Annotated in this window: 25 protein-coding genes; 22 read left to right on the top strand and 3 right to left on the bottom strand. The window is 70.5% G+C overall.

Annotated elements, in window-relative coordinates; genetic code table 11:
- Positions 1 to 2,079: translation initiation factor IF-2 (gene infB / locus VIP82_RS10440; protein WP_331908274.1), on the top strand; the 2,079-nt coding region annotated here is incomplete at its 5' end.
- 65 nt (positions 2,080 to 2,144) lie between these two features.
- On the top strand, positions 2,145 to 2,579 hold the full coding sequence (rbfA, locus tag VIP82_RS10435; RefSeq protein ID WP_308869717.1) for a 30S ribosome-binding factor RbfA: 435 nt from the start codon (positions 2,145 to 2,147) through the stop codon (positions 2,577 to 2,579).
- 68 nt (positions 2,580 to 2,647) lie between these two features.
- On the opposite strand, the gene VIP82_RS10430 is transcribed toward rbfA, so the two are convergent.
- On the bottom strand, positions 2,648 to 3,514 hold the full coding sequence (locus VIP82_RS10430; protein ID WP_331908272.1) for an iron-sulfur binding domain-containing protein: 867 nt from the start codon (positions 3,512 to 3,514) through the stop codon (positions 2,648 to 2,650).
- A 57-nt stretch (positions 3,515 to 3,571) separates the two neighbouring features.
- Between VIP82_RS10430 and VIP82_RS10425 the strand changes: the two genes are divergently transcribed.
- The 11 genes from VIP82_RS10425 to VIP82_RS10375 all read left to right on the top strand — a co-directional run bounded on the left by VIP82_RS10425 (position 3,572) and on the right by VIP82_RS10375 (position 12,121).
- On the top strand, positions 3,572 to 4,252 hold the full coding sequence (locus VIP82_RS10425) for a nucleoside/nucleotide kinase family protein (protein ID WP_331908270.1): 681 nt from the start codon (positions 3,572 to 3,574) through the stop codon (positions 4,250 to 4,252).
- The gene (gene truB, locus VIP82_RS10420; protein WP_331908268.1) at positions 4,252 to 5,196 is read left to right on the top strand and encodes a tRNA pseudouridine(55) synthase TruB; all 945 of its coding nucleotides are present in this window, start codon (positions 4,252 to 4,254) and stop codon (positions 5,194 to 5,196) included. The genes VIP82_RS10425 and truB overlap by 1 nt, the downstream gene beginning before the upstream one ends.
- Entirely contained in the window at positions 5,193 to 5,561 is a 369-nt protein-coding gene (locus VIP82_RS10415; protein WP_331908266.1) for a hypothetical protein, read from the top strand. Before truB ends, VIP82_RS10415 begins: the two co-directional genes overlap by 4 nt.
- A gap of 109 nt (positions 5,562 to 5,670) precedes the next feature.
- On the top strand, positions 5,671 to 6,111 hold the full coding sequence (locus tag VIP82_RS10410) for a hypothetical protein (protein ID WP_331908264.1): 441 nt from the start codon (positions 5,671 to 5,673) through the stop codon (positions 6,109 to 6,111).
- Complete coding sequence (locus VIP82_RS10405; protein ID WP_331908262.1) at positions 6,108 to 7,079, top strand: bifunctional riboflavin kinase/FAD synthetase; 972 nt, start codon at positions 6,108 to 6,110, stop codon at positions 7,077 to 7,079. Before VIP82_RS10410 ends, VIP82_RS10405 begins: the two co-directional genes overlap by 4 nt.
- Positions 7,076 to 7,216, top strand: coding sequence for a hypothetical protein (locus tag VIP82_RS10400; protein ID WP_331908260.1), 141 nt, complete (start codon positions 7,076 to 7,078; stop codon positions 7,214 to 7,216). Before VIP82_RS10405 ends, VIP82_RS10400 begins: the two co-directional genes overlap by 4 nt.
- Positions 7,217 to 7,248: 32 nt before the next feature.
- The gene (locus VIP82_RS10395) at positions 7,249 to 7,629 is read left to right on the top strand and encodes a hypothetical protein (protein ID WP_331908258.1); all 381 of its coding nucleotides are present in this window, start codon (positions 7,249 to 7,251) and stop codon (positions 7,627 to 7,629) included.
- 118 nt (positions 7,630 to 7,747) lie between these two features.
- The gene (locus tag VIP82_RS10390) at positions 7,748 to 8,689 is read left to right on the top strand and encodes a sugar-binding transcriptional regulator (protein ID WP_331908256.1); all 942 of its coding nucleotides are present in this window, start codon (positions 7,748 to 7,750) and stop codon (positions 8,687 to 8,689) included.
- A 53-nt stretch (positions 8,690 to 8,742) separates the two neighbouring features.
- Complete coding sequence (deoC, locus tag VIP82_RS10385) at positions 8,743 to 9,750, top strand: deoxyribose-phosphate aldolase (protein ID WP_331908254.1); 1,008 nt, start codon at positions 8,743 to 8,745, stop codon at positions 9,748 to 9,750.
- A gap of 14 nt (positions 9,751 to 9,764) precedes the next feature.
- A complete protein-coding gene (locus VIP82_RS10380; protein ID WP_331908252.1) occupies positions 9,765 to 11,261 on the top strand; it encodes an aldehyde dehydrogenase family protein in 1,497 nt (498 codons plus the stop codon).
- Entirely contained in the window at positions 11,258 to 12,121 is an 864-nt protein-coding gene (locus VIP82_RS10375; RefSeq protein ID WP_331908250.1) for an aldehyde dehydrogenase family protein, read from the top strand. The genes VIP82_RS10380 and VIP82_RS10375 overlap by 4 nt, the downstream gene beginning before the upstream one ends.
- A gap of 81 nt (positions 12,122 to 12,202) precedes the next feature.
- On the opposite strand, the gene VIP82_RS10370 is transcribed toward VIP82_RS10375, so the two are convergent.
- Positions 12,203 to 12,919 (bottom strand): NRDE family protein, encoded by a 717-nt coding sequence (locus VIP82_RS10370; RefSeq protein ID WP_331908248.1) that lies wholly within the window; start codon positions 12,917 to 12,919, stop codon positions 12,203 to 12,205.
- 71 nt (positions 12,920 to 12,990) lie between these two features.
- Here VIP82_RS10370 and coaBC point away from each other — a divergent pair, with 71 nt between their 5' ends.
- From coaBC to VIP82_RS10345, 5 genes are all read left to right on the top strand, one after another.
- A complete protein-coding gene (gene coaBC, locus VIP82_RS10365; protein WP_331908246.1) occupies positions 12,991 to 14,226 on the top strand; it encodes a bifunctional phosphopantothenoylcysteine decarboxylase/phosphopantothenate--cysteine ligase CoaBC in 1,236 nt (411 codons plus the stop codon).
- Between the two features lie 80 nt (positions 14,227 to 14,306).
- Positions 14,307 to 15,203 carry a glycerophosphodiester phosphodiesterase gene (locus VIP82_RS10360; RefSeq protein WP_331908244.1) on the top strand — a complete coding sequence of 299 codons (897 nt, stop codon included), beginning with the start codon at positions 14,307 to 14,309 and terminating at the stop codon, positions 15,201 to 15,203.
- Between the two features lie 108 nt (positions 15,204 to 15,311).
- Positions 15,312 to 15,956, top strand: coding sequence for a hypothetical protein (locus VIP82_RS10355; protein ID WP_331908242.1), 645 nt, complete (start codon positions 15,312 to 15,314; stop codon positions 15,954 to 15,956).
- Positions 15,957 to 16,214: 258 nt separating this feature from the next.
- Positions 16,215 to 18,368, top strand: coding sequence for a DEAD/DEAH box helicase (locus VIP82_RS10350; protein WP_331908240.1), 2,154 nt, complete (start codon positions 16,215 to 16,217; stop codon positions 18,366 to 18,368).
- Positions 18,369 to 18,521: 153 nt separating this feature from the next.
- Entirely contained in the window at positions 18,522 to 19,550 is a 1,029-nt protein-coding gene (locus VIP82_RS10345; RefSeq protein ID WP_331908238.1) for an ATP-dependent 6-phosphofructokinase, read from the top strand.
- 251 nt (positions 19,551 to 19,801) lie between these two features.
- Here VIP82_RS10345 and VIP82_RS10340 read toward each other — a convergent pair whose 3' ends face one another.
- Entirely contained in the window at positions 19,802 to 21,946 is a 2,145-nt protein-coding gene (locus VIP82_RS10340; protein WP_331908237.1) for a S9 family peptidase, read from the bottom strand.
- Between the two features lie 156 nt (positions 21,947 to 22,102).
- Between VIP82_RS10340 and VIP82_RS10335 the strand changes: the two genes are divergently transcribed.
- The 4 genes from VIP82_RS10335 to VIP82_RS10320 all read left to right on the top strand — a co-directional run bounded on the left by VIP82_RS10335 (position 22,103) and on the right by VIP82_RS10320 (position 26,404).
- Positions 22,103 to 23,419: an inorganic phosphate transporter gene (locus tag VIP82_RS10335; RefSeq protein ID WP_331908235.1), complete on the top strand. Its 1,317-nt coding sequence runs from the start codon at positions 22,103 to 22,105 to the stop codon at positions 23,417 to 23,419.
- The gene (locus VIP82_RS10330) at positions 23,416 to 23,745 is read left to right on the top strand and encodes a peptidase (protein WP_331908233.1); all 330 of its coding nucleotides are present in this window, start codon (positions 23,416 to 23,418) and stop codon (positions 23,743 to 23,745) included. Before VIP82_RS10335 ends, VIP82_RS10330 begins: the two co-directional genes overlap by 4 nt.
- A gap of 58 nt (positions 23,746 to 23,803) precedes the next feature.
- Positions 23,804 to 24,772: a phosphodiesterase gene (locus tag VIP82_RS10325; RefSeq protein ID WP_414684654.1), complete on the top strand. Its 969-nt coding sequence runs from the start codon at positions 23,804 to 23,806 to the stop codon at positions 24,770 to 24,772.
- A 150-nt stretch (positions 24,773 to 24,922) separates the two neighbouring features.
- Positions 24,923 to 26,404: an aspartate ammonia-lyase gene (locus tag VIP82_RS10320; RefSeq protein WP_331908231.1), complete on the top strand. Its 1,482-nt coding sequence runs from the start codon at positions 24,923 to 24,925 to the stop codon at positions 26,402 to 26,404.
- Positions 26,405 to 26,557: the final 153 nt, after the last annotated feature.

Genomic DNA, 26,557 nt, shown 5'->3' with positions numbered 1-26,557 from the left:
GCCGGTCGTCCCGGTGGCGCCGGTGGCGGTGGCTTCCAGCGTCCTGGCGGCGCTCCCGGTGGAGCGCCCGCGGGCGGTTTCGCCGGTCGTCCCGGCGGTGGTGGCGGTCGCGGCCGTGGCCCCGGCGGTGGCACCGCGGGCGCCTTCGGCAAGGGCGGCGGCAAGTCGAAGCAGCGCAAGTCGCGTCGGGCGAAGCGTCAAGAGTTCGAGATGCGGTCGGCGCCGGTCGTCGGCGGCGTCAACGTCTCGAAGGGCAACGGCGAGATCATCCGCCTGCGCCGCGGCGCATCGATCGCCGACTTCGCGGACAAGCTCGAGGCGCTGCGCGGGTACACCGTGCAGCCCGGCACGCTCGTCACCATCCTGTTCAACCTGGGTGAGATGGCGACCGCGACCGAGTCGCTCGACGAGGCCACCTTCGAGGTGCTCGGCGCCGAGCTCGGCTACAAGATCCAGATGGTCTCGCCGGAGGACGAGGACAAGGAGCTCCTCGAGGGCTTCGGTCTCGATCTCGAGGCCGAGCTGGAGGCGGAGAACGAGGAAGACCTCGAGATCCGGCCTCCTGTCGTGACCGTCATGGGTCACGTCGACCACGGTAAGACGCGCCTGCTCGACGCCATCCGCCAGACCAATGTGGTCGCGGGCGAGGCCGGCGGCATCACGCAGCACATCGGTGCGTACCAGGTCTGGACCGAGCACGAGGGCATCGAGCGCGCGATCACCTTCATCGACACCCCGGGTCACGAGGCGTTCACCGCCATGCGTGCCCGTGGTGCGCAGGTGACCGACCTCGCGATCCTCGTGGTCGCCGCCGACGACGGCATCATGCCGCAGACGGTGGAGGCGCTCAACCACGCCCAGGCGGCCAACGTGCCGATCGTGGTCGCGGTGAACAAGGTCGACAAGCCCGACGCCAACCCGGCCAAGGTGCGTCAGCAGCTCACCGAGTACGGCCTGGTCGCCGAGGAGTACGGCGGCGACGTGATGTTCGTCGACGTCTCGGCTCGCCAGGGCACCGGCATCCAGGAGCTCCTCGATGCGGTGCTGCTCACTGCGGACGCGGGTCTGGACCTCACGGCCAACCCGAACAAGGACGCGCGCGGTGTCGCGATCGAAGCGAAGCTCGACAAGGGTCGCGGTTCGGTCGCCACGGTGCTCATCCAGTCCGGAACGCTGCGCGTCGGCGATGCGATCGTCGCCGGCACGGCGTACGGCCGCGTCCGCGCGATGGCCGACGAGAACGGCGACCCGGTCGAGGAGGCCTTCCCGTCGCGTCCCGTGCAGGTGCAGGGTCTGAACTCGGTGCCGCGCGCCGGCGACACGTTCATCGTGACCGAGGAGGACCGCACGGCCCGCCAGATCGCCGAGAAGCGTGAAGCGGCCGAGCGCAACGCTCAGCTGGCCAAGGCCCGCAAGCGCATCTCGCTCGAGGACTTCACCCGCGCTCTCGAAGAGGGCAAGGTCGAGTCGCTCAACCTCATCATCAAGGGTGACGTGTCGGGTGCTGTGGAGGCACTCGAGGAGTCGCTGCTCAAGATCGAGGTCGACGACTCCGTCCAGCTGCGGATCATCCACCGCGGTGTGGGTGCGATCACCGAGTCCGACATCAACCTCGCGACGATCGACAACGCGATCGTCATCGGCTTCAACGTCCGTCCCGACACGAAGGCGCGCGAGCGCGCCGCTCGTGAGGGTGTGGATGTCCGGTTCTACTCGGTCATCTACAACGCGATCGACGATGTCGAGCAGTCGCTCAAGGGCCTGCTCAAGCCGGAGTACGAAGAGGTCCAGTCGGGCGTCGCCGAGATCCGCGAGGTGTTCCGCTCCTCGAAGTTCGGCAACATCGCCGGTGTCATCGTCCGCTCGGGCACGATCACGCGCAACGCCAAGGCGCGCGTCATCCGCGACGGAGTGGTCCTGGCCGATGGCCTGGCCATCGAGTCGCTGCGCCGGTTCAAGGACGACGTCACCGAGGTTCGCACGGACTTCGAAGCCGGTATCGGCCTCGGCAAGTACAACGACATCCAGGTGGGCGACGAGATCGAGACCACCGAGATGGTCGAGAAGCCCCGCGCGTAAGTCGCGCGCGTGAGGGGCGTCCTGCATCGTCAGGGCGTCCCTCACGCTTCGAAAGGAGCATCATCATGTCTTCGGAACGTCAGGCCCGGCTGGGCGACCGCATCCGCGTCATCCTGGCCGAGAGGCTCGAGAAGGGCCTGCGCGACCCGCGGCTCGGATTCGTGACCATCACCGATGTGAAGGTGACCGGCGACCTTCAGCACGCCTCCGTGTTCTACACGGTGCTCGGCTCGCCCGAGGAGCGCGAAGGATCCGCCGCGGCGCTGAAGTCCGCGACGGGGATGCTGCGCTCGGAGGTCGGCAAGCACCTCAACGTGCGTCTCACCCCCTCGCTCGAGTTCATCCCCGACGCGATCCCCGAGAACGCGGGGCACATCGCCGACCTGCTGCGCGAAGCGCAGGAGCGCGATGCCGCAGTGGCGGGTCTCGCCTCATCGGCGACGTACGCCGGCGACGCCGACCCGTACGTCAAGCCGCGGGAGCTCGATGGCGAGGACTGACTCCTCGTCGCCATCGACACGCCGCGACCGGTCCGCCGGTCGCGGCGTTCGTCGTTGCGGCGCCCTCCTCAGCGCGGCAGGCGCAGCAGCCCGTCGGATGCCTCGGCCAGCCCGTCCGCGATGAGCGAGTCGATGGCCCGGTCGCGCTGGAGGGGGTCCGGCCACTCCGCAACGACCTCGGCCAGGGGCACCGCGTGGGTGGCGGCATCCCGCAGCGACTTCAGCACCGCGCCGCGCGCCTGCCGGTCGCTGCCTTCGTAGCGCGCCTGCTTGCGCCGGTCGTCACCGGTGTCGGGATACCCGGCCGCCCGCCATTCGCAGCGGTCGCGCAGCGGGCACGCGTCGCAGCGCGGTGCCCGCGCGACGCAGACGGTGGCGCCGAGCTCCATGGCGGCTGCGTTCACGACGGCCGACGTGTCGCGGTCGTGGGGGAGGATCGCCGCCATCGCCTCCAGGTCGCGCCGCGACGGCGGGCCCGGCTGCGACCTGCCGTCGATCGCGCGCGCCAGCACGCGCCGCGTGTTCGTGTCGACCACGGGATGCCGGTCGCCGTAGGCGAAGACGGCCACCGCGCGTGCGGTGTAGTCGCCGATGCCGGTGAGGGCGAGGAGCGCGTCGACGTCACGGGGAACGACTCCGCTGTGACGGTCGCGGATCTCCATCGCAGCACGATGCAGCCACAGCGCCCGCCGCGGATAGCCCAGGTTGGCCCACTGCCGCACCGCGTCGGCGGGAGCGGCGGCCGCCAGGTCCGCCGGCGTCGGCCAACGCTGGAGCCACGCCTCCAGGTGGGGGATGACCCGCGTGACCGGCGTCTGCTGCAGCATGAACTCGCTCACCAGCACGCCCCACGCCCCGAATCCCGGCCGCCGCCACGGCAGGTCGCGCGCGTTCGCCGAATACCACTCCACGAGTGGGGGAGCGAGATCGGGCATGCGCTCCAGCGTAGGCGCGCGACGGGACCGGTGGCGTCGTCGCCGTAGGCTGGAACCATGCGCCTTCCCGTCACGCCGACCACGACGCTGTGGCGTGAACTGCGCGACCGTGTCCGGCGACGCAACTCCGGCGGCCGCGTGATCGTGGCCGTCGACGGGCTGGACGGCGCCGGCAAGACGGTGTTCGCCGACGGGCTCGCCGAGGTGTTCGCCGAGACCGGCGATGCGGTGTTCCGAGCAGGCATCGACGGCTTCCACCGACCCCGGAGCGAGCGGTACCTGCGCGGCCGCCACAGCCCCGAGGGCTTCTATCGCGACTCCTTCGACTATGCGACCTTCCGGCGCGTGCTGGTCGACCCGTTCCGCGACGGCGCGCAGACCGCGGGCACGACGGGCTTCCAGCTGGCGGCCTTCGACGTCGTCCGCGACGCTCCCGTCGAGTCGCAGTGGGTCACCGCACCTCTGGATGCGGTGCTCGTGGTGGACGGCGTCTTCCTGCACAGGCCGGAGCTGCGAGACCTGTGGGACTGGTCGATCTGGCTCGACGTGCCCTTCGACGTGTCGTACGCGCGCATGGCGTTGCGAGATGGATCCGACCCCGACCCGGACGCGCCGTCGAACGCCCGCTACCGGCAGGGGCAGGAGATCTACCTGCGTGAGGCGCGACCCCAGGAGGCGGCTTCCGTCATCGTCGACAACGTCGATCTCGCCCACCCCCGGATCGTCGGGCGCAGCTGATGGCCGCACCCGGAATCCTGCTCGTCGACAAGCCCCGCGGCATCACCTCGCACGACGTCGTCGCACGAGCGCGCCGTGCACTCGGCACACGCAAGATCGGCCACGCCGGCACGCTGGACCCCATGGCGACCGGGCTGCTCGTGCTCGGCGTCGAAGGCGCGACGCGGCTGCTCACGTTCATCGTCGGCCTCGACAAGACCTACGAGGCGACGATCCGTCTGGGCGTCGCGACCGACACCGACGACGCAGAGGGTCAGGTCGTCTCTGTGACGGATGCCGCCCTCGACTCCCCGGCCATCAGGGCGGGCATCGCCGCACTCACCGGTCGCATCTCGCAGGTCCCCAGCACGTATTCGGCGATCAAGGTCGACGGGCGCCGTGCCTACGACCTCGCCCGCGCGGGGGAGGACGTGCAGCTCAAGGCGCGCGAGGTCACGGTGTCGCGGTTCGAGGTCCTCGCCGAGCGGCGCCTCTCGACCGGCTCAGGCATCGTGGCCGGGGACGCCGGCGCCGCGGGCGCGGGCTCGGAGATGCCGGGCGTCATCGACGTCGATGTCGTCGTCGACTGCTCGAGCGGCACGTACATCCGTTCGCTCGCCCGTGACCTGGGTGCCGCGCTCGGCGTGGGCGGGCATCTCACGTCGCTGCGGCGAACCCGCATCGGTCCGTTCGACGTGGCCGGGGCGCCAGGCGTCGAAGACCTCGCCGACGCGACGATGGTCGACCCTGCGACGGCAGCAGGTGCGGTGCTCGGCCGGTTCGAGGTGACCGGCGACGAGGCGCGCGACCTCCGCCACGGCAAGCGGCTGCTCGGGGCTGCCGGACGCCTTCCCGCGACACCCGCGGCGGCGATCGACCCCGACGGCGGGCTCGTCGGCGTCGTCGAGCGTCGCGGTGACGACGTCAAGAGCGCGATGAACATGCCCGAGGGGGGCGCCCGATGATCCTGTGGTTCACGATCGCCCAGGTGATCGTCGCGGTCGCGACAGGTCTCTTCTGCGTCATCGCCGGGCTCGCCGGCCGGCGGCCGAGCGACTGGACGGTCGGCGCTCTCGCCCTGGTCGAGCTCCTGCTCCTCGCGCAGGTCGTCATCGCGATCGTCGCGCCGTTCGCAGGCAACCCGCCGTCGGGGAGCCTCCTCGAGTTCTGGGTCTACCTCGTCTCCGCCGTGCTGCTGCCCGTCGCCGCCGTCGCGTGGGCGTTGCTCGAGCGCAGCCGCTGGAGCACGGTGATCATGGGCATCGCGGCGCTGTCCATCGCGGTGATGGTCTGGCGCATGCAGGTGATCTGGACCGTCCAGCTCGCCTGAGGGACGTCGCGCGCGGGCGCGGCGGCCGCCGACACCACGGCGCCGAAATGCCGGCGCGGGTCATCGTGGCGGAACCGGCGCCCGCGGCACGAACTAAACTCGTCTGGTTATGTCGTCTTCCGCCCGCCCCCGCATGACCGGCATCGGCCGCGTGCTCGTGATCGTCTACGCGATCATGGCCCTCGGCGCCACCGGTCGGTCCTTCGTGCAGATCGTCGAGCGCTTCGACGAGGCGCCGCTCGCCTACACGCTCTCGGCGCTCTCGGCGCTGGTGTACATCGTCGCCACGCTGGCGCTGGTCTTCGCCGGCCGACGCGGGTGGTACGTGGTGGCATGGGTCGCGATCGTGTTCGAGCTCGTCGGCGTGCTGATCGTCGGCACGCTGAGCTTCGTGATGCCGGAGCTGTTCGCCCATCCGACGGTCTGGTCCTGGTACGGGATGGGCTATCTGTTCGTGCCTCTCGTGCTGCCGTTCCTCGGTCTCTGGTGGCTGGCGACGCATCGTCCCGTCGCGCAGCCCGCGACGGCGCCGGCGGCGGTGGCGTCGTGATCGTCTTCCGGGACCCCCGCGAGGTGCCTGCCGGCTTCGGTCCCTCCGTCGTCGCCATCGGCAAGTTCGACGGCGTGCACTCCGGGCACCGTGCCGTCATCGACCGGGCACGGGTGGATGCCGAAGCCTCCGGCGCGCGCGTCGTCGCCGTCACGTTCGACCGCAACCCCCTCGCGCTGCTGCGCCCCGAGCTCTGCCCTGACAGCCTGGTCGGCGTCGACCAGAAGCTGCGTCTCCTCGCCGACGCGGGTGTGGACGCGACACTGATGCTCACGTTCGACCGCGAACTCGCCGACCTGGGTGCCCGGGAGTTCGTCGAGCATGTGCTGGTCGGCGCACTGGGCGTGCGGATCGTGATGGTCGGCGCCGACTTCCGCTTCGGACGCGGCGGCGCCGGAAACCCCGAACTGCTGCGCGAGCTGGGGGCCGAGTTCGGCTTCGACGTGGACGTCGTCGACGACGTGCGTGCGATCGACGCCGGGCGGCGCGTGTCGTCGACGTGGGTTCGTGAGCTCCTGGACGCCGGAGACGTCGCGGGCGCGACGCGCCTGCTCGGGCGCCCGCACGCCGTGCGCGGCGAGGTCGTGCACGGGCTCAAGCGCGGACGCCAGCTCGGCTTCCCGACGGCGAACCTGGCGGCCGACCTCGAGGGGTTCGTCCCCGCCGAGGGCGTGTACGCCGGCTGGCTCGTCGACGAGGGGATGCCGCAGGACGGCGCATCCGCGCCGCGCAGCAGCGTGCGCTACCCGGCCGCGATCAGCATCGGCACCAACCCCACGTTCGACGACATCGACGTGCGTCAGGTCGAGGCGTATGTGCTCGACGAGACGGACCTCGACCTCTACGGACACGTCGTCGAGATCGAATTCGTATCGAGGATCCGCGGTATGGTCGCGTTCGAGGGGGTCGAGCTGCTCATCGAGACGATGACCGCCGACGTCGCAAAGGTGCGTGACGAGCTGACTTGACCGATCCGGCGGGCCGGACGCGCACTCCCGTGTCGCTCGCTCGCCGCGCGATCGTCGCCGTCATCGTCGTCTCGTTCAGCGTCGCCGCGATCAGCGGCATCGTGGGGTACGAGCCCCCGCCCGTGCAACGCCCGTAGACCGGCGTACGCGGTCGCCCTACGATCGAGGCGTGCACGCGCTGGTCCTCATGGCCGCCGACGCAGCGGCCTCCGACTCCCCGAACCTCTGGGGCGCTCTCGGGTGCGCGGTCGCGTTCTCGGCGTCGCTGCTGGCGACGCTCGACGCGTTCGCCGACCTGATCCTCGCGCGCGGCGGCTCGCCCGCCGGCCGACTCACCCCGGGCATCGGGATGAAGTTCGCCTCGAAGCTGATCGCCGCGGCGATCGCGGTCGTGTCGGCGGCTATCGTCCTCGCCCTCGACAACAACTGGTTCGCGTTCACGACCCTGTCCATCGCCTTCGTCGTGGTCGTCGGCATCGGGGTGATCGTGCTGCTGCGGCAGGCGAAAGCGACCACCGCGGCAACGGCTCGGGCTGAACCGGGTGGCTGAGACATCCGCCACGCGATGCGCCCCCGACCGTTGCCTGCTCATCTGAGCAAGATTCGTTCAGATGTTGGCAGCGGTCGCCTCCGTGTGTCAGCCTGGAGTGGACGACGAAGGGAGGATCGTGGACGCCGTCGACGAACTTCTCTCGATCCGAGCCGCTGAGCTCTACTACGAGGAGAACCTCACGCAGGAGGAGATCGGCCGGAGCCTGCAGATCACCCGGTGGAAAGTGGGCCGCCTCCTGACGCAGGCCAAGGAGGAGGGCTTCGTCCGCATCGAGATCCTGCACTCGCGCGCGCGACGCCCGCAGCTCGAGCGCCGGCTCCGCGATGAGCGCGGCGTCGCAGCGGTCGTCATCTCGCGCGCCGGCGTGCGCAACGAGGACGAGCTCCAGCAGCGCGTGGCGCAGGCCGCGGCTGACTATCTCACGGCCCTGCGGCCCAGCCCCCGGGTGCTCGGCGTCAGCTGGGGGCGCACGCTGTCCGACATCGCGCACCACCTCCGCGACGGCTGGTCGTCCGGCACCGACGTCGTGCAGATCAACGGGGGCGTCAGCATGAGCCAACGGCCGGGCACGGCGGCGGCCACCGCGGTCAGCATCGCGCAGAAGGGCGGCGGCGCCGCGGCCCTGCTGCCCAGCCCCGCGATCCTCGAGCACCGCGCGACGAAGGAGGCCATCGAGGCGGACCGCATGGTGGCCCGGGTTCTCGAGACGGCGCGCTCCGCTGCCGCATACCTCTTCAGCGCCGGTGCGGCCGATCACCGCTCCGTCCATGTCGACAGCGGGTATCTCACGCCCGGCGACATCGACCGCCTCGTCGCGGCCGGCGCCGTCGGCGATGTCGTCGGGCGCTACATCGGCGCGGACGGCCGCATCGTCGACCACGATCTGGACGCACGCACGGTGGGCATCTCCCTCGATGAGCTCCGCGGCGCCGACGTCGCGATCGCCGTCATCGCGGGCGAAGCCAAACGAGAGGTCGCCGCTGCGGTGGTCGCCTCCGGACTGTGCTCGGTCCTCGTCACCGACGAGTCCACCGCACGTCACCTGCTCGACGGATGAGCAGCTGAGCGGCACCCCCACTCCCATCCCACAGACGAAAGCCAGGTCAGCACATGTCAGGCACCTCCATCGTGACGCTCCCCGAGCGGGCCGTCGAGCTGCTCGGCGGGCAGCCCGATGACACGACGCTGCGGCGATATCTGCACGGCCTTCCCGGCGTCGACGCGGTCGGTCTCGAGCAGCGTGCCGCCGGGCTGGGCACGCGCTCCATCAAGACCACGTCGAAGGCGTGGGCCCTCGACAAGATCATCGAGCTGATCGACCTCACGACTCTCGAAGGCGCCGACACCCCCGGCAAGGTGCGCTCGCTCGTCGCGAAGGCTCTGAATCCGGATGCCTCCGACCCGACGTGCCCGCGCGTGGCCGCGGTCTGCGTCTACGGCGACATGGTCCCGTACGCCGTCGAGGCGCTCGGCTCGGCCCACGGCGACCCCGACGAGGGCGGAGTGAGCGTCGCCGCCGTCGCCACCGCGTTCCCGAGCGGCCGGGCTTCACTCGACATCAAGCTTGCCGACACCGCCGAGGCGGTGGCGCACGGCGCCGACGAGATCGACATGGTGATCGACCGCGGGGCCTTCCTCGCGGGGCGCTACGGTCTCGTGTTCGACCAGATCGCGCGGGTGAAGCAGGCGTGCCGCCGTGAGGACGGCAGCTACGCATCGCTCAAGGTGATCCTCGAGACGGGCGAGCTCAACACCTACGACAACATCAAGCGCGCCTCCTGGCTCGCGATCCTGGCGGGCGGCGACTTCATCAAGACGTCGACCGGCAAGGTGCAGCCCGCGGCGACGCTGCCGGTCACGCTCCTGATGCTGGAGGTCGTGCGCGACTGGCACCGGGCGACCGGTGAGAAGGTCGGCGTCAAGCCGGCCGGCGGCATCCGCACGTCCAAGGACGCCATCAAGTACCTCGTCACCGTCGCCGAGACCGTGGGCGAGGAGTGGCTGCAGCCGCATCTGTTCCGCTACGGGGCGTCCAGCCTTCTCAACGACGTGCTGCTGCAGCGCCAGAAGCTGAAGACCGGCCACTACTCCGGTGCCGACTACGTGACCATCGACTGAGCCGGGAAGAAGACATGAGTTTCCTCGAATACGCGCCCGCCCCCGAGTCGCGCGCCATCCTGTCCCTCAAGCCCGAATACGGGCTGTTCATCGACGGCGACTTCCGTGCCGGCTCCGGGGAGCCGTTCGCGACGATCTCGCCCGCCGACGAGAAGCACATCGCCACGATCGCCTCGGCGAGCGACGCGGATGTCGATGACGCCGTCGCTGCGGCGCGGCGCGCCTATGACCGGACGTGGTCGAAGATGAGCGGGCGTGACCGCGGCAAGTACCTCTTCCGGATCGCCCGGCTCGTGCAGGAGCGCGCGCGGGAGCTCGCCGTCGCCGAGAGCCTCGACAACGGCAAGCCGATCAAGGAGAGCCGCGACGTCGACGTGCCGTTGGTCGCGGCGTGGTTCTTCTACTACGCCGGGTGGGCCGACAAGCTCGACTACGCCGGCCTCGGCGCCGACCCGCGATCCCTCGGTGTCGCCGGCCAGATCATCCCGTGGAACTTCCCGCTGCTCATGCTGGCGTGGAAGTTCGCCCCTGCGCTCGCCGCCGGCAACACCGTCGTCCTGAAGCCCGCCGAGACGACCCCGCTCTCGGCGCTCATCTTCGCGGAGATCCTGCAGCAGGCCGACCTGCCGCCCGGCGTCGTGAACATCGTGACCGGTGCCGGCGCGACCGGCGCCGCACTGGTGCGGCATCCCGACGTGAACAAGGTCGCCTTCACCGGTTCGACCCCCGTCGGACGCGAGATCGCCAAGGCGGTCGCCGGCACCGACAAGAAGCTCACGCTCGAACTCGGCGGCAAGGCCGCGAACATCGTGTTCGAGGATGCCCCCATCGATCAGGCGATCGAGGGCATCGTCAACGGCATCTTCTTCAACCAGGGGCACGTCTGCTGCGCCGGCAGCCGCCTGCTGGTGCAGGAGTCGATCCACGACGAGGTCGTCGACCGCCTGAAGTCGCGCCTGTCGACGCTCCGCCTCGGCGACCCGCTCGACAAGAACACCGATATCGGCGCGATCAACTCCCGGGAGCAGCTCGACCGCATCCGCGAGCTGAGCCGGGTCGGCGAGGACGAGGGCGCCGAGCGCTGGAGCGCGCCCTGTGTCATCCCCGAGAACGGGTTCTGGTTCGCGCCGACGATCTTCACGAACGTGCAGGCCAGCCATCGCATCGCCCGTGACGAGATCTTCGGACCGGTGCTGTCGGTGCTGACGTTCCGCACGCCCGCCGAGGCGATCGAGAAGGCCAACAACACGCCGTACGGTCTCTCGGCCGGCATCTGGACCGACAAGGGCTCGCGCATCCTCGCCGTCGCCGACCGCCTGCGGGCAGGCGTGGTGTGGGCGAACACCTTCAACCGGTTCGACCCGTCGTCGCCGTTCGGCGGCTACAAGGAGTCCGGCTACGGCCGCGAGGGCGGCCGCCACGGCCTCGCCGCCTACCTGAAGGGCGCGGCGAGCCTCAGCAGCACCGCCCGAGTCGAAACCGCTCGCTCCAAGAAGGAGGTCTCCGCGTGAGCAAGCGACTGACCGTGCCGAAGACGTACAAGCTCTACATCGGCGGAGCCTTCCCCCGCAGCGAATCCGGGCGCACCTACGAGGTCGCGACGCCGAAGGGCGAGTTCCTCGCCAATGCGGCACTCGCGTCGCGCAAGGACGCACGCGATGCCGTGGTCTCGGCACGCGGCGCCGTCAAGGGGTGGTCGGGGGCGACCGCCTACAACCGCGGGCAGGTAGTCTACCGCGTCGCCGAGATCCTCGAGGGCCGGCGCGCGCAGTTCGTGGACGAGATCGTGCAGCAGACGGGTGTCTCGGCATCCGTGGCCGCCGCTGAAGTCGACGAGTCGATCGACCGCTGGGTCTGGTACGCGGGCTGGTGCGACAAGTTCGCGCAGGTCGCCGGCAACGGCAACCCCGTGGCCGGACCGTACTTCAACATCTCGGTGCCCGAGCCGACAGGGGTCGTGGGTGTCGTCGCCCCGCAGGACACGGCGCTCGTGGGTCTCGTCTCGGCGATCGCGCCGGCGCTCGTGACGGGCAACGCGGTGGTGGTGGTCGCATCGCAGCGGTATCCGCTGTCGGCGATCTCGCTGGCCGAGGTGCTGGCGACGAGCGACGTGCCCGGGGGAGTGGTCAACGTGCTGACCGGCTCGCCCGCCGAGATCGCCCCGTGGCTGGCATCCCACCCTGACGTGCACGCGCTCGACCTCGTCGGCGCCGGCGACCTGGACTGGGTCGACCTGCAGATCGCGGCCGCCGACACGCTCACGCGCGTGCTCCCTCCTGAGAACGGGACGGATGCCGCCGCCCCGAGCCTCGCCCGCATCTCCGCGTTCACCGAGACGAAGACGGTGTGGCACACCAAGAGCCTGGTGTAGACCGCGCTCTTCCAGGCCGCACAACGACGAAGGCCCCTCCTCCCAGCCGGGAGGCGGGGCCTTCGAGGCCTTGGTGCAGTCCTATTCGAGCGCGAGCCCGCCCCACTCGCCGGGATGTGCCAGCTCGCCGTAGTGGACGTCGACGTCATGCGCCGAGACCGATGCGACGCACGCCAGCAGCGACAGCGTGGGGTAGCCGTAGGGGCGATTGTCGCGGATGATGGCGCCGTCGTCGGTGGGAGCGAGCTCGGCGGACCGCTCGAGCACCTCGACCCACGGCATCCACCAGCGTTCTTCGTCGGTGGGCTCGGCCGCGCGGAACTCGCCCAGCCACCGGCCGATGCGTGGGGTTGCGCTGTCGTCGACGTCGTCGTGGGCGATCATGTGCGTGCCGGGCGCGAGTTCGACCGTGCGCAGCGCCACGCCGTCCCATGTGAGGACGCGCGCGTGCGCGCCTTCGACCTCGACGAGGTTGAAGCCGTGCGTCGGCGGTTCGCCCGCCGGTGAGCGGCCCGCGACGGAGTCCAGCACGATGCCGCCCCGTGACACGAGCTCGGACTCCGGACGCGAGGACTCGTCGGCGCGGTTGAGCAGCACCGCGAGCCGGCCCGCCACCGGGTCGGCCGCCAGCCATGCACCGCCGGCGCGGACGTCGCGCACCCCGACGACGCCGTCGTGAGGTTCGGGCCACCACCGGCCGAGCGGATTCCACGGCCGTTCCGGGTCCTCGTCGCGGATCGCGAGCATGCGTGTGGGCTCGTCGGCCGACGCCGGGACGCGGATCACAACGGTGCACATGCGGAGGGCTCCTCGGGGGGTGTCGTCCGGCCGTGGGCCGGGGAGTCGGGTGGGCGTGCCAAGATCGGAGGGTGTTCGTCGTAGTCGGGGTCACCGGTGGCATCGCCGCCTACAAGACGGTGCAGCTCGTGCGCCTGCTGGTCAAGGCCGGGCACGAGGTGCATGTCGTCCCCACGGACGACGCCCTCCGGTTCGTCGGGCTGCCGACGTGGGAGGCGATCAGCCGTCACCCCGTGACGACCTCCGTCCACGATGACGTCGCGCGGGTCCGTCACGTCTCGCTCGGCCAGGCGGCCGACCTCGTGATCGTGGCGCCCGCGACGGCGAACACCCTGGCGAAGATGACCGCAGGGCTCGCGGACGACCTCCTCGGGACGACCCTACTCGCCACCACGGCACCGGTCGTCGTGGCGCCGGCGATGCACACCGAGATGTGGCGCCACCCCTCGACCGTCCACAACATGGCGACGCTGCGCGAGCGCGGGGTCATCGTGGTCGGCCCCGAGAGCGGTGAGCTGACCGGCGGCGACAGCGGACCGGGACGGATGTCGGAGCCCGAGGCGATCCTCGACGCCGCGCTCGCCGCGGCGGGCGGCCGACCGGCCGACCTCGACGGGCTCCGCGTCGTCGTGAGTGCCGGTGGCACACGCGAGCCCATCGATCCGGTGCGCTACATCGGCAACCGCTCGAGCGGCCGCCAGGGTGTGGCCGTCGCGCTGGCCGCCGCCGACCGCGGCGCCGACGTGGTGCTCGTCGCCGCCCATGTCGACGACGGCGTGCTGGCCACGGCATCCGCTCTCCCTCGCGTGCGGGTGGTGCGCGCCGGAACCGCGGCCGAGCTCGGTGCCGCCGTCGAGGCCGAAGCCGGTGCTGCCGACGTCATCGTGATGGCGGCGGCCGTCGCCGACTACCGTGTGGCCGAGGTGTCGCCGCTCAAGCGTTCCAAGGACTCGGCGCCGGCGGGCGGGATCACGCTCGACCTCATCGAGAACGACGACATCCTGGCCGGGCTCGTCCGCCGCCGCCGCGGCGGGCAGACGATCGTCGGGTTCGCCGCCGAGACGCCGGGCGACGGCGAGACCCTGCTCGACCGCGGCCGCCGCAAGGCGGCTCGCAAGGGCACCGACCTGCTGGCCGTGAACGAGGTCGGCTGGGCGAAGGGATTCGAGGCCGCCGACAACGCGGTCACGGTGATCGACGCCGAGGGCGAGGTCGTCGCGGCGCGGCGTGGGAGCAAGGGCGACGTCGCCGAGGCGCTCTGGGACGCCGTCATCGCCGTGAGGCGAACCAGCGCGAATCCTAAGTAACGAAACAGTAACGGCGCATGTAGAGTGTTCCGCACCACGTCGACGGTGACGCGGTGCACGAACCTCGGAGGACATGCCCGATGCCCTACCCCGCGGCATCCGATCACGCTCGCGATCGGATCCACGCCCTGTCCGTCATGTGCGTGCTCGCCATCGCGAGCGTCGTCATCGCCGTCCTCGGCGCGACACCCGCGCGCGTCAGTTCGCGCGAGCTGATGGGTGACGAGAGGACGCCTGGCGAGGCCGCGTTCATCGCCAGCCATCGCGGCGGCGCCGCCACCGCCCCCGAGAACACGCTGCCCGCCATCACCGCCGCACTCGCCGACGGATTCGACTACGTCGAGGTCGACGTCGCGCTCACCGCCGACCGCCAGCCGGTGCTCATGCACGACAAGACGGTCGACCGCACCACCGACGGCCACGGCCGGCTGTCGTCGCTGGCGCTGGCCGACGTCCGCGCGCTCGACGCGGGCTCGTGGTTCGATCCCGCCTACGCCGGAACGCCCGTTCCGACGCTGGCCGAGTTCCTCGACGCGCTCGTCGCCGCCGACGGCCGTGCGATCGTCGAGCTGAAGGGCGGATGGGATGCCGCAGCCGTCGACGCGGCCGTGGCCGAAGTCGCCGCGCGTGCCCTCGAGCGGCGAGTGGTCTTCGCCAGCTTCGACGCCCGCACGCTGGCCCTCGCCGCGACGGAGTCGGAGGTGCTGTCGCGGCTGCTCATCCTCAAGCATCTGCCGTCCGATGTCGTCAGCGCCGTGGCCGAGTCCGGCGCGCGCGGCGTGGTGGTCAGCCGCAAGGCGGTGCTGGCGCGCCCCGGCATCGTCGACGAGCTGCACGCGGCCGGGGCGCGCGTCGTCGTGTACACGCTCAACAACGACACGCAGTGGGATGCCGTCACCGCACTCGGCGTCGACGGCATCGTGACCGACGATCCTCACACGCTCTCGGAGTGGCAGAGCGCGTACGCCGGACCCTGAGTCCGTCCCGGTTCAGGTGGCCGGGCGGCGTGGCCGGCGGCATCCGTCCGTCCTCGTCGTTAGGGTCGATATCGCGGCGCCCTCCGGTGGCGCGAGAGGACGGGTGACGTGGGAACGGGCGAGCAGAGCCGGTGGAAGCGGGTCGCGATCGGGTGCGTGGCGCTCGCCACGCTCGCCGTCGTCGTCGCGGGCTGTCGCCCCGAGCCGGCTGCGACGCCGTCGAGCAGCCCCTCGATCACCGTGAAGGAACCCACCCCGGCCCCGTCGGTGTCGCCGATCGAGACGGAGAAGCCGCAGGCGGCCTTCGAGCTGCCGGCCTCCTGCGAGCAGATCTACTCCGCCGCGATGCTCGCCAGCCTGCAGTCGGCCAATCCGCCGCTGAACGACCCCGGCGTCACGATGCTGTCGACGGAGAACGCCGACCTTCTCGAGATCATCCACGGCGGCGCTCCGACGCTGCGGTGCTCGTGGGGTCAGCCGAGCGAATACGGTCTGGCGACGAACGTCACCGTGATCGACGCCGACCAGGCCGAAGCGGTCCTCGCGGCGCTGCCCGCGGCCGGCTTCGGCTGCGAGGCGCTCGGCGACGGCACCGTGTGCCGGATCGAGCAGAAGGGCGTGACGCTCGACGACAACGAGTACACCCGCGGCGAGACGCACTACGTCGGCGACGGCGCCGTGGTGACGACCGCGTGGATCAACTTCGCGCCCGACGGCTACACCGAAGACGTGGTCGCGACGCTCTGGGGCTGACCCCGCGGCGCCTGCATCTCGAATCTGCATCCCTTCGGCGGGCCTACTTCCCTCGACCCGGGCCGCGTCCCGTAGAATGGCACGAGGGAAGAACCGCAGACGATGTCGCAGCTCGCAGAAGCGAGTGCCCGCGACCGTGGGCGCAACATCCCGATCCCGCGTTCGCGACGGCGTTCGCGCCGCCCGCGGGAGACGCAGAACCATCGGTGTCATCCGATCCTCGCCGGTCCCGAGCCGGCACTCACGCTCAGGAGGAGCATGCCGACCACGGCACCCGCCCAGACGGCGCAGCGTCGCCGCAAGACCTCGTCTGCACGTCGTGACGACGAGGCCCCCATCATCCCGATCCTCGCCCGCAAGGTGCGAGAGGTCGAGGCCAAGGCCCAGCGCGGAAAGCTGGGCCCGACCAACCGCGTCAAGTTCCAGGTCATCGCGTTCCTGGTGCGCGAGGAGCGCGCCCGTGTGAAGGGCGACACCGAGCTGACGGATGCCGCGCGCGCCGAGCTGCTGAAGCGGCTCGACGGCGTCGCCACCATCCTCGCGAAGACCGCCGCCCGCGACACCTCGCTCATCCAGCTGCTCGAGGTCGACCAGGCCACCTCGCCGGTCGCGCGCCGCATGCGCCGGGACTGGCTGCTCGAGTCGGGCGCCGAGCTCGCACCCGACGAGCTCATCATCACCGACGTCGCCCCGGTCGCGACGCCCGTCGTGCCGGCTGCGCTCGTCGAGCGCCAGGTCGTGCCGCAGCAGGTCGTGGCGCGGCGCGAGGCGAACCCGTTCCTGGCGCCCGATCTCTCGGCGCGCGGCCCCAAGCAGACGCCGTGCCGCCGCCTGGACAGCTGGGAGCTCATGGGCCCGCTCTACAAGGCGTTCGAGACCGGTGCCGGTGGCGGCAGCGCCACGATGGAGCTTCCGCCCGTGCCCGAGTTCGACCGCTTGTCGCCCAAGGGCCTCGAGGTCATGCCGCACCAGTCGCGGTTCCTCGAGTCCGTGCGCGCGGGGCACCGCACGTTCCTCCTCGCCGATGAGCCTGGCCTCGGCAAGACGGCGGAGTCGGTGCTTGCGGCATCCGTCGCGAACGCGTACCCGCTCCTGGCCGTCGTCCCCAACGTGGTGAAGATGAACTGGGCGCGCGAGGTCGAGCGCTGGACGCCGCACCGTCGCGCGACGGTGATCCAGGGCGACGGCGAAGACATCGACGCGTTCGCCGACGTCTTCATCGTCAACTACGAGATCCTCGACCGGCACCTGTCGTGGCTCAGCTCGATCGGGCTGAAGGGCATGGTCGTCGACGAGGCGCACTTCATCAAGAACCTGACGTCGCAGCGGTCGCAGAACGTGCTGGCCCTCGCGACGCGCATCCGTGAGCAGGTGCGCGACCCGCTCCTGCTGGCCCTCACCGGCACGCCCCTCATCAACGACGTCGAGGACTTCGACGCGATCTGGCGCTTCCTGGGCTGGACCACCGGCGAGAAGCCCGGGCCGGAGCTCATGGAGAAGCTCGATGAGACGGGGCTGACGCCCGCCGACAAGTCGTTCTACCCCGAGGCGCGCGACGCCGTCATCTCGATGGGGATCGTCCGGCGCAAGAAGAAGGATGTCGCCGCCGACCTGCCCGACAAGCTCATCGCCGACCTGCCGGTGCAGCTGGACGACGAATTCGGGCGCTCCATCCGTCAGGCCGAGCGCGAACTCGGTGAGCGCCTCGCCGCGCGCTACCGCCGCATCATCGATGCCCGAGGCGACCGCGGCCACGGCCCCGGCCACATCGACGAAGACATCGTGCGCCTGGTCGCGCAGAACGAGCTCGAGGAGTCGAAGGCCGCCGGCACCGGCTCGGAGAACGTCTTCACGATGGTGCGCAAGATCGGTCAGGCCAAGGCCGTGCTCGCGGCGGACTATGCGGTGCAGCTGCAGCGCTCGGTCGGCAAGGTCGTGTTCTTCGCCAAGCACATCGACGTCATGGACGCCGCCGAGGCGCACTTCGCCGCGGCCGGTCTCAAGACGGTGTCGCTGCGAGGCGACCAGGCGACGGTCGCCCGCCAGCAGGCGATCGACGCGTTCAACACCGACCCCGACGTCGGCATCGCCGTCTGCTCGCTCACCGCGGCGGGCGTCGGCGTGAACATGCAGGCCTCGTCGAACGTCGTGCTCGCCGAGCTGTCGTGGACGGCCGCCGAGCAGACGCAGGCCATCGACCGCGTGCACCGCATCGGCCAGGACGAGCCGGTCACGGCGTGGCGCATCATCGCGGCGCACACGATCGACACCAAGATCGCCGAGCTGATCGACTCCAAGCAGGGGCTCGCGGCGCGGGCGCTCGACGGCGAGGCCGTCGACCCGCAGTCGAGCGACTCGGTGCAGCTGTCCGCGCTCATGCACGTGCTGCGGCAGGCGCTCGGCGCGGCGTAGTCCGCATACCGGGGAAGGGCGGCGCGGAATCGCGCCGCCCTTCGCCGTCGGCCCAGCCCGGGGCGGTCCGTGTGGCAGGGCGGCGCGTCCGGCACTAATGTCGGGGGAGGCAGCGTCGCCGACTCTCTTCACCCGACAGCGAGGAACACAGCTATGAAGATCGGCATCCTGACGAGCGGCGGCGATTGCCCCGGACTCAACGCGGTCATCCGCGGCGTCGTGCTCAAGGGGACGACGACCTACGACCTCGAGTTCGTCGGCATCCGCGACGGCTGGCGTGGTGTCGTCGACGGCGACTTCTTCCCGCTGACCCGCCACGAGGTGAAGGGGCTGTCGAAGGTCGGCGGCACGATCCTCGGCACGAGCCGGACCAACCCGTACGAGGGCCCGCGCGGCGGCGCCGAGAACATCGCGAAGACGATGTACGGCCACCGCATCGACGGCATCATCGCGATCGGCGGCGAGGGCACCCTGGCCGCGGCCAACCGCCTCGCCAACGACGGCATCAACGTGCTGGGCGTCCCCAAGACGATCGACAACGACCTGCGCGCGACCGACTACTCCTTCGGCTTCGACACCGCCGTCAACATCGCCACCGACGCGATGGACCGCCTGCGCACCACCGGTGACTCGCACCAGCGCTGCATGGTCGCCGAGGTCATGGGCCGCCACGTCGGTTGGATCGCCCTGCACGCCGGCATGGCCGCCGGCGCCCACGCGATCTGCATCCCCGAGGTGCCGATGTCGATCGACGAGATCTGCGCCCAGGTGACGAAGGCCCACGACCGCGGACGCGCGCCGCTCGTCGTCGTCTCGGAGGGCTTCACCCTCACCGGCATGGACGAGGCGTTCAGCGACAAGGGCCTCGACGCGTTCAACCGCCCACGCCTCGGCGGCATCAGCGAGGTCCTCGCGCCCGAGATCGAGCGCATCACCGGCATCGAGACGCGCTCGACCGTGCTCGGCCACATCCAGCGCGGCGGGTCGCCGTCGGGCTTCGACCGCGTGCTGGCCACGCGCCTCGGCCTGCACGCCGCCGACGCCGTCATGGACGGCGCCTGGGGTCAGATGGTCGCCATGCGCGGCACCGACATCGTGCGCGTCCCCTTCGCCGAGGCCCTCGGCGAGCTCAACACCGTCCCCCTCTACCGCTACGAGGAAGCCGCCGCCCTCTTCGGCTGACTCAGAGCGAGCTGGAACCCCACGCCCAGCGGACTCTCTGTGCCGACAACAGGTGTTCTCGCGAGGACAGGCCGATTCGGCATCCGTCGTCCTGTGTGCGCCGGAACACCTGTTTCGGGCGGTTGACCGCCCGAGGCGAACCTCAGCTCATCGACCGACAGCGACAGCGAACGGATGCCTCGACCCGAGGCATCCGTTCGCTCAGCGCATCGCCCTCCGCTGCTCGGTGCGCGTCGCCGATGCCGGGTGGATCAGGCGTCGGCGACGCCGAGCACGTCGAGGAGCCAGGCGAGCTCGAACGCGCGCTCGCGCCAGGCGTTGTAGCGACCGCTCACACCGCCGTGGCCCGCCACCATCTCGCACTTCAGCAGCGCATCGGCGCCGACCTCACGCAGCCGCGCCACCCACTTCGCCGGCTCGACGTACAGCACGCGGGTGTCGTTGAGCGAGGTGACGGCGAGGATGCGCGGGTAGGCGACATCCGTCCGCACGTTCTCGTACGGCGAGTACGACTTCATGTAGGCGTAGACGTCGGCGTTGTGCAGCGGGTCGCCCCACTCGTCCCACTCGATCACGGTGAGGGGCAGCGACGGGTCGAGGATCGTGGTGAGCGCGTCGACGAACGGCACGTCGGCGAGAACGCCCGCGAACAGCTCGGGCGCGAGGTTCGCTACGGCCCCCATCAGGAGCCCTCCGGCCGATCCGCCCTCGGCGACCAGCTGCGACGGGGTCGTGTAGCCGTGGTCGATGAGGTGCCGGGCGCTGTCGACGAAGTCCGTGAACGTGTTGCGCTTGTTGAGCAGCTTGCCGTCCTCGTACCACTGGCGGCCCATCTCGCCGCCGCCGCGCACGTGGGCCACGGCGAACACGACGCCGCGGTCGAGCTCCGACAGGCGGGGCACCGAGAATCCGGGCTCGATCGAGTGCTCGTACGAGCCGTAGCCGTACAGGTGCACGGGACGCAGGGCGGCGCCGGCGTCGCCGAACGACCGCTTGTAGACCAGCGAGATGGGGATCTGGGTGCCGTCCTGGGCGGTCGCCCACACGCGCGCCTGCGCGTAGTCGTCGGGCTCGTAGCCGCCGAGCACCGGCTGGCGCTTGCGCAGGTGCAGCTCGCCGGTCGCGACGTCGAGGTCGTACACGGTGCCGGGCGTGACGAACGATCCGTAGCCCAGGCGCAGGAGCGGGGGAGCCCACTCCGGATTGCCGCCGGTCCCCACCGAGTACAGCGGCTCGTCGAAGCCGATCTCGCTCACCTCGTCGGTCGCGTAGTCCAGCATGCCGAGCCGCGCGAGCCCGCCACGGCGGTAGCCGACGACGCCCCAGTCGCGGAACGTCGACACGCCCAGCAGGCGCTCGCCGGGGCGGTGGGGGATCACGACCGAGCGCTCACCGGTCGGGTCGGATGCCGCCACCCGCACCAGCTCGAAGTCGAGGGCGTCGTCGTTGTGGAGGATGAAGAGCACGTCCTCGCCGTCGACGACGGCGTGCTCGGAGTCGTACTCGACGCCTTCGGTGCGCGGCCACACGACGCGCGGCTCGCCGCGCAGATCGTCGGCATCCAGCAGCCACTCCTCCGACGTGATCGACGAGCCCACGCCGATCACGAGGAATCGGTCGCTGCGCGTGAATCCGGCGCCGACCCAGTACTTCTCGTCGGGTTCGTGGAACAGCTTCGCGTCGCCTTCGACGGGAGTGCCGAGCTCGTGGAGCCAGACGGTGTCGGGACGCCACGCGTCGTCCACGGTCGTGTAGACGATGAAGCGGCCGTCGGGGGAGAAGGTCGCACCGGCGAAGGTGTCGGGGATCTCGTCGGGCAGCTGCTCGCCGGTGACGAGGTTGCGCACGCGCACCGTGTAGCGCTCGTCGCCGGCGACATCGACGCCGAAGAGCATCAGGGCGCCGTCGTTGGAGACCTCGAAGCTGCCGAGCGAGAAGAACTCGTGCCCGTCGGCCTCGATGTTGCCGTCGAGCAGGACCTGCTCGCCCGGCACCTCGATGTCGGGGGAGAGCTCGGGGGGCGTCCAGTCGCCGGGGGAGGCGAGCGGCGCACGGCACTGGATGCCGTACTGCTTGCCCTCGACGGTGCGGCCGTAGTACCACCACTCGCCGCGGCGGGTCGGCACCGACAGATCGGTCTCGAGGGTGCGGCCCTTGATCTCGCCGAAGATGCGCTCGCGGAGTCCCTCGAGGTGGGCGGTGCGCTGCTGCGTGTAGGCGTTCTCCGCCTCGAGGTGGGCGATGACGGCCGCGTCCTCCTTCTCGCGGAACCACTCGTAGCGGTCCTCGACCTCGTCGCCGTGGTGCGATCGGACGGTGATCCTGCTGTCGGCGACCGGAGGACGGATGCCGGCGGCAGGGGCGGACGGTGCGGATACGGGGTCGCTGAGAGTCACCGTTCCACGCTAGTCGCCTCCGAGTTGACCGTCAGGATCGCCGATGTAGGATTCTTCCTGGCCGGTTGCCGGTACCTGAACCCTTGGTGAACTGTTCGTTCGTCGCGCCGATCTCGTCGGCACCATCTCTCCACTCCTCCTCACCGAAAGCGAACGGTGGAAACCGCAACCCTCATCATCGTTCTGGTGATCGCGCTGGCGCTGTTCTTCGATTTCACGAACGGCTTCCACGACACGGCGAACGCGATGGCCACGCCTATCGCCACCGGAGCACTCAAGCCCAAGACCGCGGTGCTGCTGGCAGCGGTCCTGAACCTGGTCGGCGCGTTCCTGTCGACGGAGGTGGCTCAGACCATCTCGGGCGGGATCATCAACGAGGACCAGATCTCGCAGGACATCTTCCCGGAGATCATCCTGGCGGGGCTCATCGGCGCCATCACCTGGAACATGCTCACGTGGCTGCTGGGTCTTCCCTCGTCGTCCTCGCACGCGCTGTTCGGCGGGCTCATCGGCGCCACGATCGTCGGCGTCGGGTTCACGGCGGTGAACTTCGGCGTGGTGATGTCGAAGGTGATCCTGCCGGCGTTCATCGCCCCGGTCACCGCCGGGATCATCGCCTTCACCGCGACGAAGCTCGCCTACGCGCTCACCCGGCGTTACGACAGCAAGCCCGACGGACGCGACGGCTTCCGCTTCGGGCAGATCTTCACGTCGTCCCTGGTCGCCCTGGCGCACGGCACGAACGACGCGCAGAAGACCATGGGCATCATCACGCTCCTGCTCATCACGGCCGGCCTGCAGTCCGCCTCGAACCCCGAGCCGCAGACCTGGGTGGTTTTCGCCTGCGCGATCACGATCGCCCTCGGCACCTACATGGGCGGCTGGCGCATCATCCGCACGCTCGGCAAGGGCTTGACCGAGGTCAAGCCGGCCCAGGGCTTCGCGGCCGAGGCGTCGACGGCCTCGACGATCCTCGCTTCGAGCGCCCTCGGCTTCGCGCTGTCGACCACCCAGGTCGCGTCGGGCTCGGTCATCGGGTCGGGCCTCGGACGCCGGGGTTCCCAGGTGCGGTGGCGCACGGCCGGCCGCATCATGGTGGGCTGGATCCTCACGCTTCCCGCCGCCGGTGCGGTGGGCGCGGTCGCCGCTCTCATCGTCGTCTGGCTGCCGGTCTGGGGCGTGATCATCGACGCCGTGCTCGCCGTTCTGATCATCACGTTCCTCTTCCTGCGCTCGCGCCGCGATGAGGTGACCGCCTCGAACGCGATGAGCGAGGTCGCCGACTCGGGTCGCGCGGTCAAGGTCAAGCGCAACCCGCCGCCCACGCGCCGCCAGCGCGCCATCGCCCGTGAAGAGGCGCGTCGCGTGGCAGCCGCCCAGATCGCGGAGCAGACCGCCGCGAAGAAGGCGGCCAAGGCTGCGAAGGCGGCCGAGCGATCCGCGAACGGCCCGAAGAACGGAGGCCCGCGATGACCATCCACTGGGAATCGTTCGTGCAGGTCTTCATCGCGGCCTTCACATCGGCCGTGCTCGTCGTCGGCTTCTACGCGCTCGGCCTGCGGCTTCTCGTGCGCGCCGGCCGGGCACCGGTCGTCGCACCCGCCGAGTTCACCGATGCCATCACCGTGATCACCGAGAAGGAAGCGCGCCGCGCCGAGAAGGCTGCCGCGAAGGCCGCCAAGCGCAGCCCGCTCACCGATGGCCAGAAGCGGGTGGCCCTCGTCGCCGCCTACCTCTGCTTCGGCGTCTGCGCCGCCGCCGTCCTCGGCGGGCTGCTCCTCATCCTGTTCAACCACTGAGCCGCAACGGCCGTGCGTCGCGTGAGTGGTGTCGGCACGAGCGCCTAGGCTGAGGCGCATGGTTCCCACGCCTGCTCCCGGCGCCGCCGGTGCGTCGCCCGAATCCGCCCGGCGCGTGGGTCCCGCCGGGTCCGTCCGGTTCGGTCAGCATCCGCCCGCGCGGCGCACGCTGCTGCACATCAGCGACACGCATCTGCTTGCGGGTAACCCGCCGCTCGGCGGACGCTTCGACACCGCGGCGAACCTCGCTCGCACACTCGTCGCGGTCGAGGCAACGGGCGTCCGTCCCGACGCGATCGTGTTCACGGGCGACCTGACGGATCTCGGCGAGCCCGAGGCCTATCGGGCTCTGCGCGAGGCAGTCGAGCCGGTCGCCGACCGCCTGGGCGCGCCCGTGGTGTGGGTGGCCGGCAACCACGACGAGCGGCCCGCGCTGCGCCGCGACCTGCTGGGGCTCGAGCCGACGCAGGAGCCCGTCACCGGAGTGTGGGATCTCGGCGGCCTGCGGCTCATCGGGCTGGACTCCACGGTGCCCGGCTGGCACCACGGCGATCTCGACACCGCACAGCTGGAATGGCTGCGCGCTGTGCTCGCGACCCCTGCGCCGCTCGGCACGATCCTCGCGCTGCACCACCCGCCGCTGCCGTCGCATGTGCCCCTGTTCGACATCCTCGAGCTGCGCGACCAGGGACGCCTCGCCGAGGTGATCGCGGGCACCGACGTGCGTGCGATCCTCGCAGGCCACCTGCACTATTCGACGAGCGGCACGTTCGCGGGCGTCCCCGTCAGTGTCGCCGCCGCCACGTGCTACACGATGAACCTGGCGCGGGCCGCGGTCGACGTGAACGGCATGGACGCCGGCCAGTCCTTCCACCTCGTGCACGTGTACGACGACACGATCACCCACGCCGTCGTCCCCGTCGTGGAGGCGCCCACCGCCGACGTCTTCTCCGCGGAATGGGTGGAGCGGATGTCGCGCCTCACGCCCGAGCAGCGGCTCGAGGCATTCTCGCGCAAGCAGCACTGAGAGCGCTCGCTCGCCGTCGGCGAGGCCGCCGCCGTGTACGCGGCCACCCGTCTCGCTGTACGCCGCGTATAGGCCGGCGCGAGGGCGTCGCGAGTAGTCTCGAAGCATCCCGGCACACCGCTGTGAACGACCCACGAGGACACCACACACATGTCACTGGACGCAATGACGCGAACCCGCATCGAGACCGACTCCCTGGGATCCATGGAGATCCCCGCCGACGCGTACTGGGGCATCCACACCGCCCGCGCGCTGGAGAACTTCCCGATCTCGAAGAGGCCCATCTCGGTCTATCCCGACCTGGTGCGCGCGCTCGCCATGGTGAAGCAGGCCTCCGCCCGCGCGAATCGCGAGATCGGGGTCCTCGATCCGGCCAAGGCCGACCTCATCGATCGTGCGTCGCAGCTCGTGATCGAGGGGCAGTTCCACGACCAGTTCGTCGTCGGCGTCATTCAGGGAGGTGCCGGCACCTCGACCAACATGAACGCGAACGAGGTGATCACGAACGTCGCCCTCGAGCTGGCGGGACGACCCAAGGGCGACTACGCGTTCCTGTCGCCGATCGACGACACCAACCGCAGCCAGTCGACGAATGACGTCTACCCGACCGCGATCAAGGTCGGGCTCGGCCTCGACCTGAAGACCCTGCTCGAAGAGCTGGACCTGCTGCGACGGGCGTTCCTCGCCAAGGCCGTGGAGTTCCACGACGTGCTGAAGGTCGGCCGGACGCAGCTGCAGGATGCCGTGCCGATGACGCTCGGCCAGGAGTTCCACGGCTTCGCGACCACGCTGGGCTACGACCACCAGCGGCTCACCGAGAACGCGTACCTGCTGTACGAGATCAACATGGGCGCGACGGCCATCGGCACGGGCATCACCACCAACCCTTCCTACGCTCCGGCTGTGCTGCGGCACCTTCGAGAGATCTCCGGCCTCGACCTCGCGACCGCGAGCGACCTGGTCGAGGCGACGAGCGACACCGGCTCGTTCATGTCGTTCTCGGCGTCGCTGAAGCGCAACGCGATCAAACTGTCCAAGATCTGCAACGACCTCCGGCTGCTCTCGTCCGGGCCGCAGGCGGGCTTCGGCGAGATCAACCTCCCGGCTCGCCAGGCGGGTTCGAGCATCATGCCCGGCAAGGTGAACCCGGTCATCCCCGAGGTCGTCAACCAGGTGGCTTTCGCCGTCGCCGGCGCCGATCTGACGGTGACGATGGCGGTCGAGGGCGGGCAGCTGCAGCTGAACGCGTTCGAGCCGGTGATCGCGCACTCGATCTTCCAGTCGATCACCTGGCTGCGCCAGGCCATCCTCACCCTCCGCGTCAACTGCGTCGAGGGCATCACCGCGAACCGCGAGCGGCTCGGCGCCATGGTGGGCTCGTCCGTCGGCGTGATCACGGCGCTCACGCCGTTCATCGGCTACGCGGCTGCCGCGGCGCTGGCCAAGACGGCTCTGCTCACCGGGCACAGCGTCGCCGACCTCGTCGTCGAGGCGGGGCTCATGTCACGCGAGCAGGTCGCCAAGCAGCTGTCGCCGGCCCGACTCTCCGGGCTCGAGACGGCGACCGCCGCGATCCCGGTTCAGCAGGCGCCGGAGGACGTTGTCGTGGAGCAGACCGCCGACTCGCGCTGACTTGTTGCCGCGGGCGGCTCCGGATCGATAACGTCAGGGGACTCGAACGAAAGGCGAGAAATGACCGATCCGCAGAACCCGGCCGCACCCGAGCCGCCTCAGCAGCCCGCGTCGGAGCCGACTGCGCCTCAGCCGCCCGCCGATGCGCCTGCC

Origin of the sequence: Microbacterium sp. (assembly GCF_036566905.1) — a bacterium.
Classification (GTDB): domain Bacteria; phylum Actinomycetota; class Actinomycetes; order Actinomycetales; family Microbacteriaceae; genus Microbacterium.
Note: the sequence above shows the minus strand (reverse complement) of the source record. Positions and strands in the feature narration are given on the sequence as shown.

Coding starts and splice junctions, on each gene's coding strand:
- rbfA (WP_308869717.1), top strand. CDS start 2,145: ATGTCTTCGGAACGTCAGGCCCGGCTGGGCGACCGCATCCGCGTCATC.
- VIP82_RS10430 (WP_331908272.1), bottom strand. CDS start 3,514: ATGCCCGATCTCGCTCCCCCACTCGTGGAGTGGTATTCGGCGAACGCG.
- VIP82_RS10425 (WP_331908270.1), top strand. CDS start 3,572: ATGCGCCTTCCCGTCACGCCGACCACGACGCTGTGGCGTGAACTGCGC.
- truB (WP_331908268.1), top strand. CDS start 4,252: ATGGCCGCACCCGGAATCCTGCTCGTCGACAAGCCCCGCGGCATCACC.
- VIP82_RS10415 (WP_331908266.1), top strand. CDS start 5,193: ATGATCCTGTGGTTCACGATCGCCCAGGTGATCGTCGCGGTCGCGACA.
- VIP82_RS10410 (WP_331908264.1), top strand. CDS start 5,671: ATGTCGTCTTCCGCCCGCCCCCGCATGACCGGCATCGGCCGCGTGCTC.
- deoC (WP_331908254.1), top strand. CDS start 8,743: ATGTCAGGCACCTCCATCGTGACGCTCCCCGAGCGGGCCGTCGAGCTG.
- VIP82_RS10380 (WP_331908252.1), top strand. CDS start 9,765: ATGAGTTTCCTCGAATACGCGCCCGCCCCCGAGTCGCGCGCCATCCTG.
- VIP82_RS10370 (WP_331908248.1), bottom strand. CDS start 12,919: ATGTGCACCGTTGTGATCCGCGTCCCGGCGTCGGCCGACGAGCCCACA.
- VIP82_RS10360 (WP_331908244.1), top strand. CDS start 14,307: ATGCCCTACCCCGCGGCATCCGATCACGCTCGCGATCGGATCCACGCC.
- VIP82_RS10350 (WP_331908240.1), top strand. CDS start 16,215: ATGCCGACCACGGCACCCGCCCAGACGGCGCAGCGTCGCCGCAAGACC.
- VIP82_RS10345 (WP_331908238.1), top strand. CDS start 18,522: ATGAAGATCGGCATCCTGACGAGCGGCGGCGATTGCCCCGGACTCAAC.
- VIP82_RS10330 (WP_331908233.1), top strand. CDS start 23,416: ATGACCATCCACTGGGAATCGTTCGTGCAGGTCTTCATCGCGGCCTTC.
- VIP82_RS10325 (WP_414684654.1), top strand. CDS start 23,804: ATGGTTCCCACGCCTGCTCCCGGCGCCGCCGGTGCGTCGCCCGAATCC.
- VIP82_RS10320 (WP_331908231.1), top strand. CDS start 24,923: ATGTCACTGGACGCAATGACGCGAACCCGCATCGAGACCGACTCCCTG.